This window comes from Nostoc sp. TCL26-01 (assembly GCF_013393945.1).
Lineage (GTDB): Bacteria > Cyanobacteriota > Cyanobacteriia > Cyanobacteriales > Nostocaceae > Trichormus.
On record NZ_CP040297.1, the window covers coordinates 4,739,191 to 4,758,641 of the forward strand.

Here is a 19,451-nt window from a genome sequence, read left to right on the forward strand (position 1 = left end):
CGCGATTTCTAATCGCTACGGCTAGGTGCAAGATGTGAGGATCGCTCTATTTTATTTTGATTACTCTCATGACTTTTTTTATTTATTACAAGAGAAAAAACAAATAGATTATTTGCATTTCCCTTGCCACGCATGGAAATTTGGTTGCTTCAGCTTATACATCTCCCTCACCAACGGCTGTATCCTGGTCTGGCAAAATATCTTCCACATTCCGCAATCTTCGGAAGGCATAGCCACTGATCCCAACTAACACGATACAAATTGAGGTAATTACATATAAAAGGGCTATACCATTGCCAGTACCATCACCAAATACAGGCGTAAACATCGCTGCCAAAATTCCTCCTGGTTGCATGGCTGGTTCAAAAACTCTGTCAGCGAGAGGCCCAGCAATTAAACTGGCAACTGTCCCAATCATCATGCCAATTGCATGATCAGCAGCAAAAACCCGTCCTTGTATACTTGGCGCTACTTTTACATACCAAATGGCACTACTGGAACTAAATAGCAAGGGAAGATTGAAAGCAGAACAAAAACTAGTACCAGTCCAGATCAATGGTATTTGACCTATACCCAGGATAATTTTGCTGAAGCCAGTACCAATAAAACCAAGCAGCATCCCGTGAATGCGACGCTCAAATCCTCCCCAAATACTTAAAAATGCGCCACCAACAACACCACCGACTCCAGCCGCAGTCATGACAACACCCAAAACCTCAGTATTACCACCTGTGCGTGCGAGAATCATGGGTTGAAATATCGTGTCTCCTATTTGGTGGGCAAACCAGAAACACGAAAAGGCGATGGTCATGGCGAGTAAACTCGGTCGTGAGAGGATGTAATGAAAGCCAAAAGCTAATTGTTGCTGAATTTTTGCGCTGTCTTGGTTGGTTGTCTTGGTACGGGGAGGTTGAGGTATGGACAAGAAAATTATTGTTGCAGCAGCTAAAGCAAAGGTAGCAATATCAATTACAATTATGCCGAGTAAACCGATCGCAGGATAGAGAAGACCGGCTAAGGCTGGAGAAATGATTGCCGAGGCGTGAGTTACTAAAGAACTCATACTACTAGCACGAGTATAATGCTGCTTTGATACCATTAACGGAATAGAAGCGGCATAGGCAAGATTTTGGATATGTCCAAAGCAACCAGATAGAGCAACAAGAAAGTAAAGATGCCAAATTTGTAAACTGTGAGTAGCGTAGAGTAAGCCGATGAAAACGGTACAAATAATGGCGCTAGTATCGCCCAAAATTATGAGATACTTGCGATGGTAACGATCTATCAAAACTCCAGCAAATAGGGAAACAAAAATCAGAGGGAGTTGGTAAAAGAAACTGAATAAGGCGATCGTTGTCACTTCTCCAGTCAATTGCCAAACCCAAATAGTTAAGGCAAACTTAGTCATAGCACTACCGATCGCAGAAACGATCTGACTGCTCCAAATAATTATAAAAGTACGCACGGCAAGGTTACATATTGGGGATTGGGGATTGAGGATTGGGGATTGGGAAAGACTGGTTTGCTCTAGATAATAGTTTTTGTTAATTGGTTGACGCGATACTGTTTTACAGCTTCCAGGGGTTGTTCATGACCAGAATTGAAAAGTGTCATTACCTGGGCATAGGCTTCCACTCTGGCGAAATAACTGCCTTGTGTGCTGTTGTCTGGGGATGTAAAATCAATGCGAACTTCAGCCCAATCGGCATTCCACTCATCATGGATGGGATCTTGGGCTATTACTTCACCGGATTTTTTGTAGTTGAGCCAGTCCCAGCCTTGTTGTAACCAAATTTCTCGTTCCACGATTTGTGCAAATTTTGTCATTCCTGACCAGCCCCGGTAAAATTGACGCAGATGTTCTACTGGGTTGTCGCGCCTAACTAAGACACTCAATATACTTGGTTCCAGGTGTCCCCAAAATTGACCTGTTGGTAAGTCAAAGAGGGTAGGGGCAAACTGATGCGCGCCAATGTGAGAACAGCGCCAGACTCGCAACTTGCCAGTAGATGTAGCTGCGTCATCTTGGCGTAACTTTTGATAGATGGGATAACCAAATCGAGAGCAAGCAACATCTACATCACCGTGGGTACAAACCAGTAAATCACGGATGTGATTGTCTGGTTGTAAATATGCGGCAAATTGATTGAGGTCTTGGGGTGCTTGGGTGAAGGCTGTCGCAAACTGACTAATCAGGCTTTCTGGAATGAGAAATTCTTGCTTGCTAAACTGAGCAAAGTGATCTTCCGGGCGTTGGTAGTAGAGGACACGGATATGTCCTGGTACAGAGTACTCTTTGTCAGGTGCGATCGCAATGGGCATAACTGATGCTGGGCGATCGTCTAATTTATGGAATAATTCGTGAATCTCGTTGAGAATGGGATCGCTGTGCAAGTGTTCTTCTGTCCAAGGTAGGGCAGCTTCCATAACTAGCCAAGCATGAGTTGTGCTGGCTGAACCAATGGGATCTTCCCCGTTGGCTTTGGATATAACCGAGCAAAACTGATGATTGGTTGAGGATTTTTGAGTGGTCATTTTCCTGGTGGGGAAAGTAATTGGTTTTGCAGTTCATTGAGATAGAGTTCTGTACCAATGGGGCCTGGTAAACCCAAACAGAGGTAGACAGGGAGGAAATATACTCGACCTTCTTGGCTAGCTTTCAGAGATTGAGCGATCGCATTTTCTTGCCACTGTTGTTTGAGTTTTTTCATCTGCGATGCAAAGTAGTTGTGATGACTTGGCTGAAGGTTGCTAAAGTTTCCTCCTAATAAAATAATGGCATCTGCACTATTAAATTTAGGTAAAATTTCTATCGACAGTGGTGGAGGAATACTTTTATTTGATGGCACTAAACTTTGGGGAGATACTAGTTTAAATCCCAGACTTGTCACTAGAGAATCACAAAAACTATCCCGGCGGGGAAACCTTAATTGCTCAGAAATTGACTGACCAAGAGAGACTAACATCAACACTTGTGGATGTGTCTTTACTATAGGAGAAAATGCTTTTTGAGCAGCAGTTAATCGCTGTTGATTATCAGCTAATATTTTTTCTGCTTGTTCAGAACGCCCTAACAGTTTAGCGATTTTTTGCAGATTATCTTGAGCCTTAAATCTGGGAAATAAGAGGGTCGGGGCAATTTTTGAGAGCATTTCATACTGACTTTTATTGTTTTCAGTACCGATGATTAAGTCTGGTTGAATTTTGAGTAAAGCTTCCACGGAAGGACTATTAGCAATCCCGACATTTACTATCTCACCAGTTATTCGCTCTCCCAAATAGGGAATTTGCCGACTAGGATGATCGTAATCACCCTGATGTAAGGGAATATAATCAGCATATCCCACTGGCTGAACATTCAGGGCCAGCAAGATTTCTAATGTATTGGGAGCAAGGGCGACAATTTTTTGAGGTTGACCACAAATCTGAGTCGGCCCCATTACCTGTTCTACAATTTGGCATTGTCTGGTGACATACTGTGGTTGACTAACAGGATGCTGAGTTCCTCGACTGACGCAAGCTGTAATCATCAACATGGTGATGATAGCCAGCAAAAAAAGTTGGCGTTTCCGGTTCATTTTTAAGCTGGTAAATATGATCATCAATGTTTTTTTCACTGGCATTAGTTCCCTAAAATTCCACACCAATTGAGCCAATGACAGTAAATGGTTGCCCTGGTTCTATGGAACGAGTTCTAGTTAAGGTGGAAGCGCTGGTAATATAATCGATGTCGAAAATGTTGTTAAAGTTCAGTCCAAATCGCCAGTTATTGCGGCGATAAAATAGCGCTGCATTTGTGAGGAAATAACTATCGACCTCGAAATTATTTTGGAAGTTGCCGAAGCGCTTGTCAACATAATTAAAGCCAATACCAAAGCCTAAGCCTTGGAAACTACCTTGTTGAATCTCGTAGGTTGTCCACAAACTAGCACTGTGTTTGGGGGTTCCTGGTAAGCGATTACCCACAGGTATAGTGTTATCTTTGGTAATTTCTGCATCTGTGTAGGCATAGCCAGCAATAATATTCCACCCAGGGGCAATTGTGCCAATGGCGCTAATTTCAATCCCCCGACTGCGTTGTTCACCTGTGGCTACAGATGCTCCTATAATGTCGGGATCGGCTGTGGCTACATTCTGTTTGGTAATGTCAAAGTAAGCTAATGTAGCGAGCAAATTGCCTTGGAGCAATTCAGCTTTAATCCCCACTTCGTAACCTTCACCGCGTTCTGCTTCTAAATAATTATTGTTAGCATCTACAGAAAAAGTGGGGTTAAATGAACGGGAATAGCTAGTATAAACGGAAATATTTTTGGCAGGTTTATAAACTAGACCGATGACGGGACTGAAGGCTTCATCGTATTTAGTCACATCGGTTAAAACATCCTTAAAATCGACTGTATCGTAGCGTAAACCTGCCAGCACCATGAATTGTTCATTCAAGGCTATTTGATCTTGCACATAGAAGCCTAATCTGGTGAATTCTTCATCTCTTCTTCTGGGGGTGAGAGTGGAAAAATTGGTTCTGGGTGGCACTCCGTAGACTGGATTAAAGATATCTATTCTGGTTGCGGCCCCACGAAAGACTGATGTATCGAAAATACCCCGGTTGAAGTCAATCCCAGCTAGCAGTGTATGTTTGATGGAACCTGTGGCAAACTTACCGACAACATTGGTTTGGAGGGAGTATTCATCTGAGGTTGATTCTTGTCGAGAATAGGTACGAGTGAGAATACCTGTAGTTTCATTCAAAGCGCCGGGAAGAGTAGCTTGGAGTAAGATATCTTGGTTGATATAGCGGAAGGCATTGCGTAGAGTCCAGCTATCACTAAAACGATGGTCTAGGTTATAGCCAAGGCTCAAGGAAGTTGAATTAATCGAGTCATTGGGATCGTTGAAATTGCGACTATACGGTACATCAGCCACACCATTGCCAAAAGCAATCAAACCGGTATCAAAGGGTCGGGTGCTATCCAGGTATTCTAGGGAGAAGTTTAACTTGGTGCGATCGCTAATATTCCATGTCAAACTTGGTGCGATAAAAAAGTTTTCTGTTTCTGTATTAAAGTCTCGAAACCCGTCTTCTCGCTGGTAAAGTGCATTCAGTCGATAGAGGAGTTTACCGTCGGTGGTTAATGGACCAGAAACATCGAAGCTAGGCCTGATGAGTCCATAACTGCCAAATTGCGCTTGTATTTCGGCAAATGGTTCTGATAGTGGTTTTTTGGTAACGAGGTTAATCACTCCTCCAGGATCAAGTTGACCATATTGGATTGAAGCCGGGCCTTTTAAGACTTCAATTCGTTCTAAATTGGAGGCTTCTTGGGAAGAGAAGTTGTCATAGACTCTAAAACCATCTCGTAAAATCGGCAGATTTGCTGTACTAAAACCGCGAATTGTGATTTGATTGCCAACGATGGAGTTGGCACTGCCAATAACACCAGGGACGTTGCGGAGTGCATCATCAATGCGGGTAATTTGCTGATCTCTGAGTACTGCTTGGGGAATAACTTGAATAGACTGGGGGATATCAATCAGAGGTATATCTGTGCGCGTGACGGTGGGAACTTCGGGAACTTGATATCCGTTTTCTTCCCCTGTCACTACTAATTCAATGGGTGCTTGAGTGTCTGCTGATGGCTGGGGTTCTGGCTGGGTTTCTGGCGGTGACTGGGTTGTTGGTTGTTCTTGTGGTGGTGGCGGTGCAGTAGCCACAGATGTCAGACCAAAAATTAATCCTGTTTCACTATCAAACAATTCGATATTGGGTAAACTTGTCTCGCCAATGATGCTAACTCGAATCGTATTAGCATCTTGATTTGTGACTGTAATCTCAGTGATACCGGCAGTTGGTTTCTCGGAACGGAAAGTAAAAGCTTCTCCACTAGGTAACCGCAGTTGTGCATTGGGAATATCAGCAATGTAGTTATTACCAGTACTGAGATTGGTAATTTCTAGTTTTTCTCCTTGGGTAGTTTCTAGAATTACCTCTACACCTTTTTCTGTAGGATTAGCTTTGACTCCGGTTACAGAAATAACTGTGGCATTTGCCTGCGCTAGCAATTGTTTAATTACTCTGTGTCTATTCTGAAGAGTCGGTGTGAGGAATTTTTGTTCTCTGTTGTCTATGACTTGTCTACTTTCTGCCCATACAGGCTGCATTGCCACAAGCGCTAATGCTCCTGCTAATAAAACTGTCATCTTCATACTTACTTCCTGACACATCCTCACCACTAAACCCCGATCAAGTTAGTTGACTACTAGTTAAGAATTATTTTCAAAAACGAGTGAAAAAATTATACGCACTTCACCTCTAGAATTTCTTTGTGAAACGGACTTTTTTCTTTGTGAAACGGACTTTACGCCAATTAGCGATGATTTCGCTGCATTTGATATGCTTTGGGACTGATGGCAAATTTGCGCCGGAAGGCGACGCTAAAGGCTTCTGGGTTGGTATAACCTACGGTTGTGGCAACTCTGGCGATGGATATATCTCGTTTCTTAAGTAAATCTTGAGCTTGTTGTAGGCGATAGTCTTGTAAGTAACCGAATACTGTTGTGCCAAAAATCTGCCGAAATCCCTGTTTGAGTTTGCGTTCGTTGAGTCCTATCTGCCTAGATAACTCTAGTAATGAGGGGGGATTATTGATGCGATTGATTAAAATATCTTTGGCAGCATACAGTCGCTCAATGTCATCTTTTCGCAACTTAGTCTTCAGGGATGGCTCAGGATTTTGTGTCCACTGAGTAAACTGTAAAGTCAATAGTTCTAGGGCTTTGGCTTCTAGATACATTTGGCGGGGAATTCCCTGATAAGGGCAATGGAGGATTTGCTGGAGTATTTGTTGCATGGCGATCGTGTTCTGCCCCAGAGATTGATAAAATTGCGTTGGTGTGCCTGTTTCTATCATCTGGGCTAAGGTTGCTGGCAGGGATTCATCATTGGGACTGAACAATCGAAAATAGTCGATGTCTGCATAGAGCATGACTAATTGGATTGGTTCTTCTGCTCGCCATTCTTCGTATTCTAAGACGTTGGGTAGGCAGTAAAGGTAGTTGTAACCGTGGCTTTCTTCATAATCGTCGTTAATCTCCACAGCCCCCGGTGTTTTGACTCTTGAACAACTGGATAGATAAAATTTTGCTGTCAAGGGAAATGTCGCTTCGTGCTGTCGTTCTAATCTCAAGGGTTGTCGCAGTTGGGCTTCTCGAATGTGTATGGTTAGTCCGTGACGCAGTTCGGTAATGCAATCAACGCCTCTACCAAAATACTTGGGCAATCGATAGGTTTTTTCCGCACCCGTTTGCTGATACAGCACTTCTCCCTGGTGTTGAGCCTCTTTAACCAAGTCCGCATATGCTTGTTGTGAAACTGAAACTGTCATGGCGATCGCACTCTCTAATTAATAATATTATTTCTCAATAATCTACTGTGCGATCAATCCAGCAGAAAATTCAGTTGGTCAATGGTCAATGGTCAATGGTCAATAGTCAATAGTCATTGGTCATTAGTCATTGGTAAAACTCTTACCCATTACCCATTACCCAGATAGTTTATATTGCGAAAAGTTAAGTAATATTACTCAATTAATTAAGAAAATTGTCATAAATTGAGTTAACTTGATGTATTTTAAGTGTAATCACTGAGAAAAATCAAATCAGATTCTGTTAAATTAGCAGTGTTAATTCAGTTGTCAAAAAGTCAAAATCACTCAAAGATAAATTAACAAAAACTTACATGGTTTAGGGAAATTTATAATTCCCAAAGATTTCTACTATATTTGATTTGCCACAAATTCTCATTCATAAACTTTTACTAAAAATTACATAATTCTACTAACTAATTTCTGATCAGACTTGTGGCAGATTACACATCTAGAATTCATTTCAACGAAACACAAAATGAGTACAACGCCTCTTAGTAGCTACAGGTTGATTCAGAAACTACATCCCCTATCTTTGTTAGCACAACTTACCAGTCGTCATGCTACTGGTTGCTTGCGCGTATTTACAGATACAGCTTTTTGGTCTATTAATCTGGAGGAAGGTAAACTCACCTACACTTCCTACTCAGATAATCTATTTGAACGCTTGGATAATCATTTAAGGCGCTTTAGTCAAAAAATTCCGACACTGAATAGCGCTACTCGCGTACAAATGCGGCTGATGTTTGAACCTAATGGTGATAGTCAATCCCTAGCGTATCCAGATTATCAAGCGATTTGTTGGCTAGTAAATCAAGACTATTTGACGACAAAACAAGCAGCGACTCTCATAGAAGAATTAGCCAAGGAAGTATTAGAGACTTTTTTGGTGATTAAAGAAGGTAGCTACGAATTTTATCCTGAAAGTGCGTGGGATGAATTACCGAAATTTTGTCATTTAGATTTGCGTTTACTGGTGGAATATTGTCAAAAACAATTACGCCATCGGCAACAGATGTCATCATCAGTAAATACAGGTGGTGCTTCTCAAGTCTTACCTTCCTCAAGACCATTATCAACTCCCTTAGCACAACGCCACGGACAGCAATTATTAAGACAAAATCCTCTGGAATTACCGGAGAATTTGCCCCCAAAAAATCCCTCATCTTTGGTAAGAAAAAGTTTATACACAATTGCTTGTATTGATGATAGTCAAACAGTCTTAAACTCCATCAAAAACTTTTTAGATGAGAATGTGTTTACAGTTGTCACTATTAATGATCCGGTGAAAGCATTGATGCAAATTCTCCGGAGTAAACCAGACTTAATTTTACTCGATGTAGAAATGCCAAATTTAGATGGTTATGAACTATGTTCTTTATTAAGGAGGCATTCAGCATTTAAGAATATCCCAATTATTATGGTGACGGGCAGAACAGGATTTATTGACAGGGCTAAAGCCAAAATGGTGAGGTCTTCGGGCTATTTAACTAAGCCTTTTGACCAATCAGAATTACTCAAGATGGTATTTAAGCATATTGGTTAATGAGAAACATACTAATGGGGAGTTATCAGAGTGAGTATTACTTTAGTTGGGACAATTTTGATTGTGGAAGATTCGCCTAGCGAATTGGAATTAATGAGCAGATATTTGCGTGATAGTGGTTACAAAGTGATTAAAGCATTAGGAGCAAAAGAAGCTATCGATAAAGCTTTATTAGAAAAACCTGATGTGATTGTTACTGATGTGGTGATGCCGGGAATGAGTGGATTTGAATTATGTCGTTCCTTGAAGAAAAATCCCACAACAGAAAAAGTACCAATTGTGATTTGCAGTTCCAAAAATCAGGAAATAGACCGTTTGTGGGCAATGAAACAAGGTGCTGATGCTTATATCACCAAACCATACACCCGCGAACAACTGCTGCGGGCGATTAAATTAGTGGTGAGTTGAAATTATGAATAACTCACCCATTAAATTAGCGGCAAAATTACCGCCTAATAAATTAGGAGATGGCTATCTCAAGTTTCAGCTTAATCACCAGACGGCAGCAATTATCGCTATGGAACATACACAAGAAGCGGTGATTTTGCCTGTGGAATCTGTCACGCCAATGCCGCATATGCCTAGTTGTATCTTGGGGTTAATGAACTGGCGCAGTCGGATTATTTGGGCAGTAGATTTGCCAAAAATGCTGAATTTGGAATCTATAGAAAATAGGCTACATCAATACAATGTAGTTGTGATTAAAGTTGGTGCGGTGCTGCTAGGTTTAGTGGTACAAGAAATTAAAGGCATCACTAAATTTCTACCTGATGAAATTCATTCCCCCATTGGGCAAGTAACATCTAGCTTAGTTCCCTATCTGCGGGGTTGTGTTGTTCAACAGGAAGAAATATTTCTGGTTTTAGATGCTCAATCTATTGTCAATTCTCCTGCCCTGACTAATTAGACTAGCTACAAATATTTAATTTAGCGAGTGTTCCTCTTAGAGAAATTTAAATTATGGTACATAAAACTGATATGGCTCAGAGTGGTGATGCCAAAAATCAACGGTCTTTGAGCAAAAATCCCAAAACTGCTGAGAGTATAGGACAATTATCTAGTAAACTAAATCAGCATCAGCAAACTATTAATCATCTGATTGTATATTGTCAGCATCTCAGCTTAAAGACAAAAGCGATAATTTTAGCGATCGCTCTCGGTACACTCCCCATCTTGACTGTCGGGGCGATCGCTTATAATTTACTCAATAGATCCATTACCCAACAAGTAACTCAAGCCCAACAAGCCCAAGCTGCGAGTTTGACAGATAGAGTCAACCGCTTTATCTTGGGACATTATCAAGATATCCAAGTCCTCTCCCGTTTACCCTTCTTAGCAAATCCCCGCTTTAGTAACAATACAACGATTGCGGAAAAACAAGCAGTCTTAGATAGTATTGTCCAAGCTTATCAAGACTACGATAGTATTGCTGTATTTAATATTGATGGTCAATTAATTGCCCAATCTTCTGGCACACCTCTATATAATCAAAAAGACCAAATTTATTTTCAAGAACTTCTGCAAAAAGACACTTCTATTATCAGTTATGCCGGCACAGCCAATATTTATTTAGCTGTACCCATTAAAGATATGATTTCTGAGAGAACTATTGCCTTTATTCGGGCTAGCATTCCGATCAAATCTCTAGAAGCCTTAATTAAAAATGAGCATACATACAGTTTACTCGACCCATCAGGCAATGTAATTCTCAGTTCCGAACCTGCATTATTAGGTAAATCAGCCCAGAATTATTACCCCAATTTAGCATCACGAATAACTGCTAAAAAAATTGCTAGTTTCACGACAGTTTCTGCGATTAATCGCCAGTCACAATTAGTTAATTACATCCCACCTCAAAGTTTTGCGGGACTACCAGACCTCAACTGGCAAACACTTTTAACAACAGATGCAGATATCTTATTTCAACCACAAAGACAATTGTTATGGACAATCGCCATCGGTACAGTACTGACAGCTGGCTTAGTTAGTGCGATCGCTGCTTGGTTAGCCCAGGGTATCACAGAACGTATCCTCAAAGCGACACAAACCTTAGCAAAACTTAGTCAAGGTGAATTCTCAACTCGCGCCTCAGTTGACAGTGACGATGAATTAGGAACACTAAATACCAATATCAACCAAGTCGCAGAACATTTACAAATTTTAGTCAAGCAACGCGCCTATGTTCCCAACTTCAGCGAGGGACAACCACCAGAAGCCTTACAACTGCAACTCTTAGAACTCCTCAGCAATGTCGAAGGTGTAGCCAAGGGCGACTTGACAGTACGTGCAGACGTGACAACAGGAGAAATCGGTACTGTCGCTGACTTTTTCAACTCCATCGTCGAAAATCTCCGCGATATCGTCACCCAAGTCAAACAAGCTGCTCATCAGTTGAATATTGCCATCGGTTCTAATGAAGGGGCAATTCACCAACTCGCTGAAGAAGCACTCATCCAAGCTGGCGAAATCAACCGCACTCTTGACGCAGTTGGGCAAATGACTGACTCCATGCAAGCAGTCGCCACCAGTGCCAAACAAGCTGCCATCGTCGCCAACCACGCCGCCCACACTGCCACCAAAAGTGGACAAGCAATGGATTTGACTGTGCAGAACATCCTCTCATTGCGGGAAACTGTCGGCGAAACTACCAAGAAAGTCAAACGCTTAGGAGAATCTTCTCAACAAATTTCCCGTGTGGTGGCCATTATTAATCAAATTGCCACCCAAACCAACTTACTCGCCATCAACGCTGGCATAGAAGCCGCCCGTGCTGGGGAAGAAGGGCAAGGTTTTGCAGTCGTGGCTGAAGAAATCGGTGAACTAGCCGCTAGAAGCGCCACAGCTACTCAAGAAATTGAACAAATTGTGGAAAATATTCAACGAGAAACCAGTGAAGTTGTCAAAGCAATGGAGGTAGGAACTACCCAAGTAGTCGAAGGAACCAGAATTGTGGAAGAAGCCAAGCAAAGCCTTAGCCAAATCTTAGATGTATCGCGGCAAATTGACACATTAATTCAGTCAATTTCTACCGCCACCACATCTCAGGTAGATACATCTCAAACTGTCAGCAAATTAATGCAAGATATCGCCTCTGTCTCTAAACGCAGTAGTGATTCTTCCCGCCTAGTTGCCCAATCTCTCAAACAAACTGTAGAAATTTCTCACCAATTACAAGAAACCGTCGAGACTTTTAAGGTTAATTAATAGTGAATAGTCCATAGTCAATAGTCCATAGTCAAAAGACAAGACTGTTGACCATTTATCATTAACCATTGACCATTGACTAACAACTATGTCACACAACAAACAACAAGAAATCCAGATGCAATTTCTGGAAGAAGCCACAGATTATATTAATACCTTAGAAGGGGTATTATTAGAAATTGATACCAGTCATCGGATTGATTTAGAAAAAATTAACGGCGCATTGCGGGCAGCCCATTCGATTAAGGGTGGGGCAGCGATGATGGGATTTAAAGCTTTGAGTGATTTATCTCATCGCTTGGAAGATGCTTTTAAGGTTTTAAAAACTAGTAAAAACTCTTTAGATATTGATACCCAATTACAAAGTTTACTGCTATCGGGTGTGGATTGGCTGCGGCAGATAGTGCAGTTACTGGCAGAAGGTAATGCTATTGAGGAGGATTGGTTAGGAACTTTTTGTTATCCAGTATTTGATGAATTACGCGATCGCTTGGGTGAACCCACCCCGGAAGATGCTGCTACTATCCTATCACCAGAAGAGGGACAAGATGTAATTCCCTTACTATTTGAAACAGAAGTTGAAGGATGTTTACAGCGTTTAGAATCTGTCTTGGCACATCGAGAACAACCTTGTTTACAAGAAGAAGTTGCTATCATGGCAGCCGAATTAGGTGGCTTGGGTGAAATGTTGCAGTTAAATGCCTTCACTCAACTGTGTGAATCGATCAAATATCATATAGAAAATCCTCATGGTCATAGTATAGCGGCAATTGCCCAATTAGCTTTACAAACATGGCGGCGATCGCAAGCTTTAGTTTTGACAAATCAGCGTCATAATTTACCGACACAACTGCATCTAGAGGAATTGGTAAATGTTGCCCCATCTCCTACAGAATTACAGTTAGCTATACCAGATACAATTATCGCACCTGAACTTATTGTAGAGAAACCCGATGAAGAGATTGATAGTGCTTTAGCTGCTATTGATTTCCCAGAAATAATTACCGAATTTGCTAAAGAAAATATTACTACAGATTATAAATTTATTGAACCAACAACTCTAGGCAAAAATCGAGAACATCCAGAAAATACCGTCAGAGTTCCCAGCAAACAACTAGAGCAAATCAATGATTTATTTGGAGAGTTGGTTGTGCAACGCAATGGACTCAACTCCCAACTAGAAAAATTGCGTAAACTCGTGCGGAATTTAAACCAACGAGTCCAGACTTTAGAACAAGAAAATCAAGACTTACGCAGCAACTACGATAAAACACCTTTATCCCTAACTCATCACCACGAAAATCCCTCAAACAGAGCCAGTGAATTTGATGCTCTAGAAATGGATCGCTACAACGAGTTAAACTGGCGATCGCAAGCCGTCATGGAAACCATAGTTCAAGTCCAAGAAGTATCTACAGATATTCAATTAAGTGTTGATGACACAGACCAAATTGCTCGTAAACTGAATAAAACATCGAAACAATTACAAACCAAACTCAACCATATCCGGATGCGTCCTCTATCGGATTTAGTCGAGCGTTTCCCCAGAGCCATCCGCGATTTAAATGTAGAATATGGTAAAAATGTCCAGTTAAAAATCACAGGTGGCAATACCTTAATTGAACGCAGCATTTTAGAAGCTTTAAATGATCCCTTAATGCACTTATTAAGAAATGCCTTTGATCATGGTATCGAAGAATCTGCCATCCGTCGGACTTTAGGTAAACCAGAACAAGGACTAATCGAAATTACTGCTACTCACCGCAATAATCGCACAATAATTACCATCCATGACGACGGTCGAGGCATTTCTTTAGAGAAAATTCGTACCCGCGCCCAAGCAATGGGGATAGACGCAGCGCTACTCACTAACGCCACAGATGAAGAACTCCTCTCACTCATCTTTGAACCAGGTTTTAGCACATCTGAGCAAGTCACTGCCCTCTCTGGACGCGGTGTAGGTATGGATGTGGTTCGCAATAACTTAAAATTAGTCCGGGGTGATATCACTGTCGATACAGAACCGGGAGTAGGCACAACCTTTACAATGTCAGTGCCGTTCACCCTATCCATTGCTAGAGTCTTGCTAGTTGAAAGTCACAAAATGTTGTTGGCATTTCCCACAGATGTGGTTTCAGAAATCTTTCTGCTACAAAACGAGCAAGTTTTCCCAATGGCAGGTAACGAAGTACTTAATTGGCAAGGAACAATGTTACCCCTCATTCGCCTTGGTTGCCACCTAGAATTTAACTGTCCCCGCTACGATAACCCAGAATTAGAAACCCCTCCAGCAATCAATGCTAGCAGTGTATTAATTGTCAAAGGAAATAATCAACCAGTTGCCATCCAAGTCGAAAGATGCTGGGGTGAACAAGAAGTTGCCATTCGTCAAGTAGAAGGAAATATCCCTTTACCCCAAGGTTTTAGTAACTGCACAATTCTTGGTGATGGTCGAGTTGTCGCATTAGTAAATATCAATGAATTACTCTATAAAATTGCCACAAATCAGCGCACTCCCAAACATCATCAATCATCATCAGCTAGGTTAAAAACACCATTTCTTTTCTTTGATAGTACCAAGCTACAAGCACCACTCACCCAACAAAAAGGCACAATTTTAATTATCGATGACTCTATCAACGTCCGCCGTTTCCTAGCATTAACTCTAGAAAAAGGTGGATACCAAGTCGAACAAGCCAAAGATGGTGAAGATGCCTGGGAGAAATTAACAAATGGCTTACAAGTCCAAGCCGTAATTTGTGATATTGAAATGCCCCGTCTTGATGGCTACGGCTTTTTAGACCGCATTAACTCCAGCTTTAACACCAAAAATATTCCTGTCGCTATGCTCACCTCCCGTAGTAGTCATAAACATCGACAACTAGCTATGCAATTAGGAGCTAGAGCCTATTTTTCTAAACCTTATAATGAGCAAGAATTACTCCACACCTTAGAAGAGATTATCAGTGATGTAGCTGTATCAGCAGCATCTAATTAAATCTAAAAGTGTAGTGGATGATGCCAGTCTAGAATAATTAAACGCAGATAAACGCAGATAAATTGGGTGCATCCCGGTTTTGATTTTGCAATAAGAGCATGATACACATAAATTATGTAGAGACGTTGCAATGCAACGTCTCTACTGTTCACATTTAAAGGAAAACAGTCCAAAAAAACTTGATTTTGACCATTGACTATTGACTATTGACTACCCTCATTTATGGTTTATTGGTTGAGTGCGTAAGTCTTAGTAAAGATGCGTTTTAAAAACATCAGTATGAACTGTTCACAAATATTTTCTAAATCAGTATCTATCCCCATGACAATCAAGATATCAGAGCAGATACTTAATTAATTAGATACCAGATTATCAAGTTCCAGGTTCGTCACTGGGCAGCTATTTAGGGGTAGATGCTTCGTCAAGCACGCAGGTCATCTATCCCTTTAATTAATATTAATTCTATTTTCTATCGCTAACAAAGCAGCACCATAAGCAGGTTCATGACGGGGAAAAATCACTTTGACTAAAGGGAACTGCTGAATAATTTCTGTAGTAAATCGCTGGTGTATATTGCATCTACATCGCCAAACACTGCCTGTTGTCACCACTTCTAAAACTGAATTAGGACTAAAGATAGTATTCATAACTATAGATGTAGCTTGCACTAATTCTTTAACAGCATCATCAATAATATTGTTAGCTACTTCATCACCAGATGCGGCTGCTAAATCTACAATTGGTGCTAAAGCAGCTATTTGTTGAACCCCCCAACCCCGACGATAGATAACTTCGATTAAATCTTCTATGTTTTGTAAACCTAGATGTTGTTGTAAATCTTCGATAAGTCTTGTCGGGTTTCCCCGCCCATCATAGGCTTTTAATGCAGCTTGCATCCCCGTCACCGCAATTTTATAAGCGCTACTTTCGTCACCTAAAATATATCCCCAACCACCAACTTTTTTTGTTTCTCCTTGTTGGTTACAACCAAAAACTATGGAACCAGTACCTACTGCAACCACAATACCAACTGCATTACCAATACCACCAACAAGAGCAATTAAAGCATCATTACAAATCACAATATTTGCTGATGTTAAATCCCAAATAATCGGTAAGGTATGACTATTTTTTAATGCCTCTACTAGCTTTTTGACTACGGCAATATCTTCGGGACGACTTACACCAGCTAATCCTAAACATATGGCTTTGATGGTAACTGAATTTATTACCTGGAGTGCGGCATTAATTGCTGTATGTATCGCTGCTTGAATGGACAAAAATGCTGCTTCTACTCCGATACTTTGGTAGTTAGATGCACCTGCTTGACCACGACTAATAATTTGACGTGCCTCATCCATTAAAATACATACAGTTTTGCTACCACCACCATCTATTCCTAAAACATAACTCATAGAGGATTTCGAGTTGATTTTTACAAAAATAGGCTACTTTTAAAGCTTTAATTGTAGGCTAGGTAATGTTGGGTTGAACTATAGGAATCCGACTTGATTGTTGAATAAAATTAAGTATTTGTAGTCTAACGCACCGAAGCCCTAAATTTGCTGCGTTGCGCTGCGCGACAACACACCCTACTGGCTTGTCTGATTATGTGTGACTGCTGTTAAAGGAATAAAAAATAAAGTCACCATCCCAGGAATAGTCAACAGACAAACTAAGACAAAAAACAATGGATATCCCAGGAAGTTTTGCAGATAACCACTGATAATTCCCGGTAGCATCATACCTAAAGCCATGATGCCAGTTGAGATGGCAAAATGGGAGGTTTTATATTCTCCTTGGGAGGTATACATCAAATAGACACTAAAAGCGGTCAAGCCAAAACCGTATCCGAATTGCTCTATAGAGACTAGGGGATAGACTAATATTAGCGGAGGCTGCACGTAAGCCATGTAAACATAAAATACATTTGGTAAATTCAAAGCTAAAGCCATTGGGAATAAACATTTTTTTAACCCATATTTAGCAATGACTAAACCGCCTAAGATGCCACCACCAATCAAAGAAATTACTCCAAATGTGCCGTATACTAAACCAACTTCTGATGTCGTGAGTCCTAAACCACCTAATTCTGGTTTATCTAATAAAAATAAGGATGCCATCTTTACAAGCATCGCCTCACCAAATCTGTAGAGTAAGATAAAAGCTATGATAAATGTAACTTTTTCTTGCTGAAAATAGGAGCTAATAATTTTTAAAAAGGGGATTTTGTCGGTATTTTCTAGATGTTTTTGTTGATCTGCATCAGGAAAGGGCAAAGTTAGACGATGAACCATCAAAAGTAGTGCTAAGATGATTGCCGAGAAGCCAATAGCGATCGCCCAGCTTAAAGGAATGTTATCTAAGTAAACTTCTAACTGACCAGCTAACACTACTAAAATACCCGAACCAAAGATAATGGCGAGTCGATAAAAGACTGAACGAATACCTACAAAAAATGCTTGTTGTTCTGGACTGAGAGCTAAAAGATAAAAGCCATCTGTGGCAATATCATAAGTGGCAGAAATGAATGCTCCTATTGTTAATGCTGCTAGGGAGATAAAGAAGAAGTTTGGTAGTTGTAGACAAAATGCGACTATAGCTAAACAACAACTCATGGCAAGTTGGGTGTATAGTATCCAATTTCTTTTAGTTGAGTAGATATCTACAATTGGCCCCCAAAACATTTTGATTACCCAAGGTAAATAAAGAAAGCTTGTCCATAAAGCGATTTGTGTATTATCAACTTCTAGCTTTTTATAGAAGATTACTGAAACTGTATTGATAATGATGTAGGGAATACCAGCTACAAAATACAAAGTGGGAATGAAAATCCCTGGTGAATGAGTTTTAACTTGATGTTGCACGAATTGTCATTAATAAACTACAGATAAAAATTAAGAGTAACATCTGATGGGATGGATGTTAATGTTTTTACATCAGCCTCATCCCTTGATGATTGGTGACACTCAATACAATAATTGTTTGATAAATAACGAACTTGAAATGAGAATATGCAAAGAATTTTAGCTTTGATGTCTTTAGGTTTGGGAACTATCTTGATTAATCCGTTACAGATGGCAAGTAGTCAAGTAGCGCAAGTTTCTCCTCAACCACCTCAGTTATCGCCGCCGTTAAAACTTGTGGATATTGGTACACAGTGTACTCCCCAGCGTACTTGTTTGGGTTGGGATGAGCAACTGTTCTTAAGTCGTGGAGGCGATCGCCAAGGTCTGCTACGCTCAATAGATAATAGTCTACTTTACCTCAAAACAGATAAGGCAATAGCAACGTATCGCAATTACCCCATCAAGGAAATTACTCTAGAACGAGTGCGTCGCAGTTTACAGCGTTTTCGTCGGTTGGTGGCGACAGCTAAATTACCAGCACAACTGCAAGCTGCGGTACGTCGTGAGTTTGCTTTTTACAAGTCAGTCGGTGACGATAATCAAGGGACGGTCAAGTTTACTGCTTATTATGCACCTATCTATCAAGCGAGTCGGGTACGCACTGCCCAATACAAGTATCCCATTTATCGAGTACCTCCCAATTTTGATCAATGGACTAAACCCCACCCCAAACGCATTGATTTAGAAGGGGTAGATGGTTTGTTGGGGGATAAAAGTCAGTTACGGGGATTGGAAATGTTTTGGTTACGCGATCGCTTTCAAGCATACATGATCCATATCCAAGGTTCTGCTAAACTCAAGTTAACCGATGGCACTCAAACCAGCGTAGGTTTTATCCGGGGAACTGATTATCCTTGGACAGGTGTGGGAAGACTGCTATTTCAAGACGGCAAATTATCCAAAGAAGAATTAAATATGCCGGGGATTATTCGCTATTTTCGCAAAAATCCCCAGTCAATGAATAATTATTTGCCCCGTTGGGAACGCTTTATTTTCTTTAGAGAAACCAACGGTGAACCAGCTATCGGTAGTATCGGTGTACCCCTAGTACCAGAACGTTCCATTGCTACTGATAAATCTCTCATGCCACCTGGAGCTTTAGCTGTAATTAATGCTACTTTCCCCTATCCTGGTCATAATAAAAAATTAGTTAACCGTAGAGTTAGTCGCTTTGTCCTTGATCAAGATACAGGTAGTGCTATTAAAGGTTCTGGCAGAGTAGACTATTTCTTAGGCTATGGTGACTTAGCAGGCGATCGCGCTGGTATTACAGTCACTAATGGTTCTATTTATTACCTACTACTCAAGGAATAAAAAGAGCGAGGGAGATGGGGAGATGGGGAGATGGGGAGATGGAGGGAAAGAACCTATAT

The 19,451-nt window shown here is 40.8% G+C and carries 13 protein-coding genes; 6 read left to right on the forward strand and 7 right to left on the reverse strand.

Going from position 1 to position 19,451, the window contains the following annotated elements; genetic code table 11:
• Positions 1 to 154: 154 nt before the first annotated feature.
• The 5 genes from FD725_RS20465 to FD725_RS20485 all read right to left on the reverse strand — a co-directional run bounded on the left by FD725_RS20465 (position 155) and on the right by FD725_RS20485 (position 7,382).
• Entirely contained in the window at positions 155 to 1,465 is a 1,311-nt protein-coding gene (locus tag FD725_RS20465; RefSeq protein ID WP_372726686.1) for an MFS transporter, read from the reverse strand.
• Positions 1,466 to 1,527: 62 nt separating this feature from the next.
• The gene (locus tag FD725_RS20470; protein ID WP_179049844.1) at positions 1,528 to 2,535 is read right to left on the reverse strand and encodes a sucrase ferredoxin; all 1,008 of its coding nucleotides are present in this window, start codon (positions 2,533 to 2,535) and stop codon (positions 1,528 to 1,530) included.
• Complete coding sequence (locus tag FD725_RS20475; protein WP_179049845.1) at positions 2,532 to 3,623, reverse strand: iron-siderophore ABC transporter substrate-binding protein; 1,092 nt, start codon at positions 3,621 to 3,623, stop codon at positions 2,532 to 2,534. Before FD725_RS20475 ends, FD725_RS20470 begins: the two co-directional genes overlap by 4 nt.
• 7 nt (positions 3,624 to 3,630) lie before the next feature.
• Positions 3,631 to 6,204 (reverse strand): TonB-dependent receptor, encoded by a 2,574-nt coding sequence (locus tag FD725_RS20480; protein ID WP_179049846.1) that lies wholly within the window; start codon positions 6,202 to 6,204, stop codon positions 3,631 to 3,633.
• 161 nt (positions 6,205 to 6,365) lie between these two features.
• A complete protein-coding gene (locus tag FD725_RS20485; RefSeq protein WP_179049847.1) occupies positions 6,366 to 7,382 on the reverse strand; it encodes an AraC family transcriptional regulator in 1,017 nt (338 codons plus the stop codon).
• Between the two features lie 517 nt (positions 7,383 to 7,899).
• Here FD725_RS20485 and FD725_RS20490 point away from each other — a divergent pair.
• From FD725_RS20490 to FD725_RS20510, 5 genes are all read left to right on the forward strand, one after another.
• Positions 7,900 to 8,967, forward strand: a complete 1,068-nt coding sequence (locus tag FD725_RS20490; protein ID WP_179049848.1) for a response regulator — start codon at positions 7,900 to 7,902, stop codon at positions 8,965 to 8,967.
• 30 nt (positions 8,968 to 8,997) lie between these two features.
• A complete protein-coding gene (locus FD725_RS20495) occupies positions 8,998 to 9,375 on the forward strand; it encodes a PleD family two-component system response regulator (protein WP_179049849.1) in 378 nt (125 codons plus the stop codon).
• Positions 9,376 to 9,379: 4 nt separating this feature from the next.
• On the forward strand, positions 9,380 to 9,874 hold the full coding sequence (locus tag FD725_RS20500) for a chemotaxis protein CheW (protein ID WP_179049850.1): 495 nt from the start codon (positions 9,380 to 9,382) through the stop codon (positions 9,872 to 9,874).
• 53 nt (positions 9,875 to 9,927) lie between these two features.
• Positions 9,928 to 12,171 carry a methyl-accepting chemotaxis protein gene (locus FD725_RS20505; protein ID WP_179049851.1) on the forward strand — a complete coding sequence of 748 codons (2,244 nt, stop codon included), beginning with the start codon at positions 9,928 to 9,930 and terminating at the stop codon, positions 12,169 to 12,171.
• 88 nt (positions 12,172 to 12,259) lie between these two features.
• Positions 12,260 to 15,169 carry a hybrid sensor histidine kinase/response regulator gene (locus FD725_RS20510; RefSeq protein ID WP_179049852.1) on the forward strand — a complete coding sequence of 970 codons (2,910 nt, stop codon included), beginning with the start codon at positions 12,260 to 12,262 and terminating at the stop codon, positions 15,167 to 15,169.
• Positions 15,170 to 15,615: 446 nt separating this feature from the next.
• Here FD725_RS20510 and FD725_RS20515 read toward each other — a convergent pair whose 3' ends face one another.
• Together FD725_RS20515 and FD725_RS20520 are read right to left on the reverse strand one after the other, a co-directional pair.
• Positions 15,616 to 16,584 (reverse strand): N-acetylglucosamine kinase, encoded by a 969-nt coding sequence (locus FD725_RS20515; RefSeq protein ID WP_179049853.1) that lies wholly within the window; start codon positions 16,582 to 16,584, stop codon positions 15,616 to 15,618.
• 177 nt (positions 16,585 to 16,761) lie between these two features.
• Positions 16,762 to 18,036, reverse strand: a complete 1,275-nt coding sequence (locus tag FD725_RS20520) for an MFS transporter (protein ID WP_179049854.1) — start codon at positions 18,034 to 18,036, stop codon at positions 16,762 to 16,764.
• A 147-nt stretch (positions 18,037 to 18,183) separates the two neighbouring features.
• Between FD725_RS20520 and FD725_RS20525 the strand changes: the two genes are divergently transcribed.
• Positions 18,184 to 19,392, forward strand: a complete 1,209-nt coding sequence (locus FD725_RS20525; RefSeq protein WP_179049855.1) for a murein transglycosylase A — start codon at positions 18,184 to 18,186, stop codon at positions 19,390 to 19,392.
• Positions 19,393 to 19,451: the final 59 nt, after the last annotated feature.

Bases quoted from the DNA above. Each gene is read 5' to 3' on its own strand.
- FD725_RS20470 (WP_179049844.1), bottom strand. From the start codon at position 2,535: ATGACCACTCAAAAATCCTCAACCAATCATCAGTTTTGCTCGGTTATA.
- FD725_RS20475 (WP_179049845.1), bottom strand. From the start codon at position 3,623: ATGCCAGTGAAAAAAACATTGATGATCATATTTACCAGCTTAAAAATG.
- FD725_RS20480 (WP_179049846.1), bottom strand. From the start codon at position 6,204: ATGAAGATGACAGTTTTATTAGCAGGAGCATTAGCGCTTGTGGCAATG.
- FD725_RS20485 (WP_179049847.1), bottom strand. From the start codon at position 7,382: ATGACAGTTTCAGTTTCACAACAAGCATATGCGGACTTGGTTAAAGAG.
- FD725_RS20490 (WP_179049848.1), top strand. From the start codon at position 7,900: ATGAGTACAACGCCTCTTAGTAGCTACAGGTTGATTCAGAAACTACAT.
- FD725_RS20500 (WP_179049850.1), top strand. From the start codon at position 9,380: ATGAATAACTCACCCATTAAATTAGCGGCAAAATTACCGCCTAATAAA.
- FD725_RS20505 (WP_179049851.1), top strand. From the start codon at position 9,928: ATGGTACATAAAACTGATATGGCTCAGAGTGGTGATGCCAAAAATCAA.
- FD725_RS20510 (WP_179049852.1), top strand. From the start codon at position 12,260: ATGTCACACAACAAACAACAAGAAATCCAGATGCAATTTCTGGAAGAA.
- FD725_RS20515 (WP_179049853.1), bottom strand. From the start codon at position 16,584: ATGAGTTATGTTTTAGGAATAGATGGTGGTGGTAGCAAAACTGTATGT.
- FD725_RS20525 (WP_179049855.1), top strand. From the start codon at position 18,184: ATGCAAAGAATTTTAGCTTTGATGTCTTTAGGTTTGGGAACTATCTTG.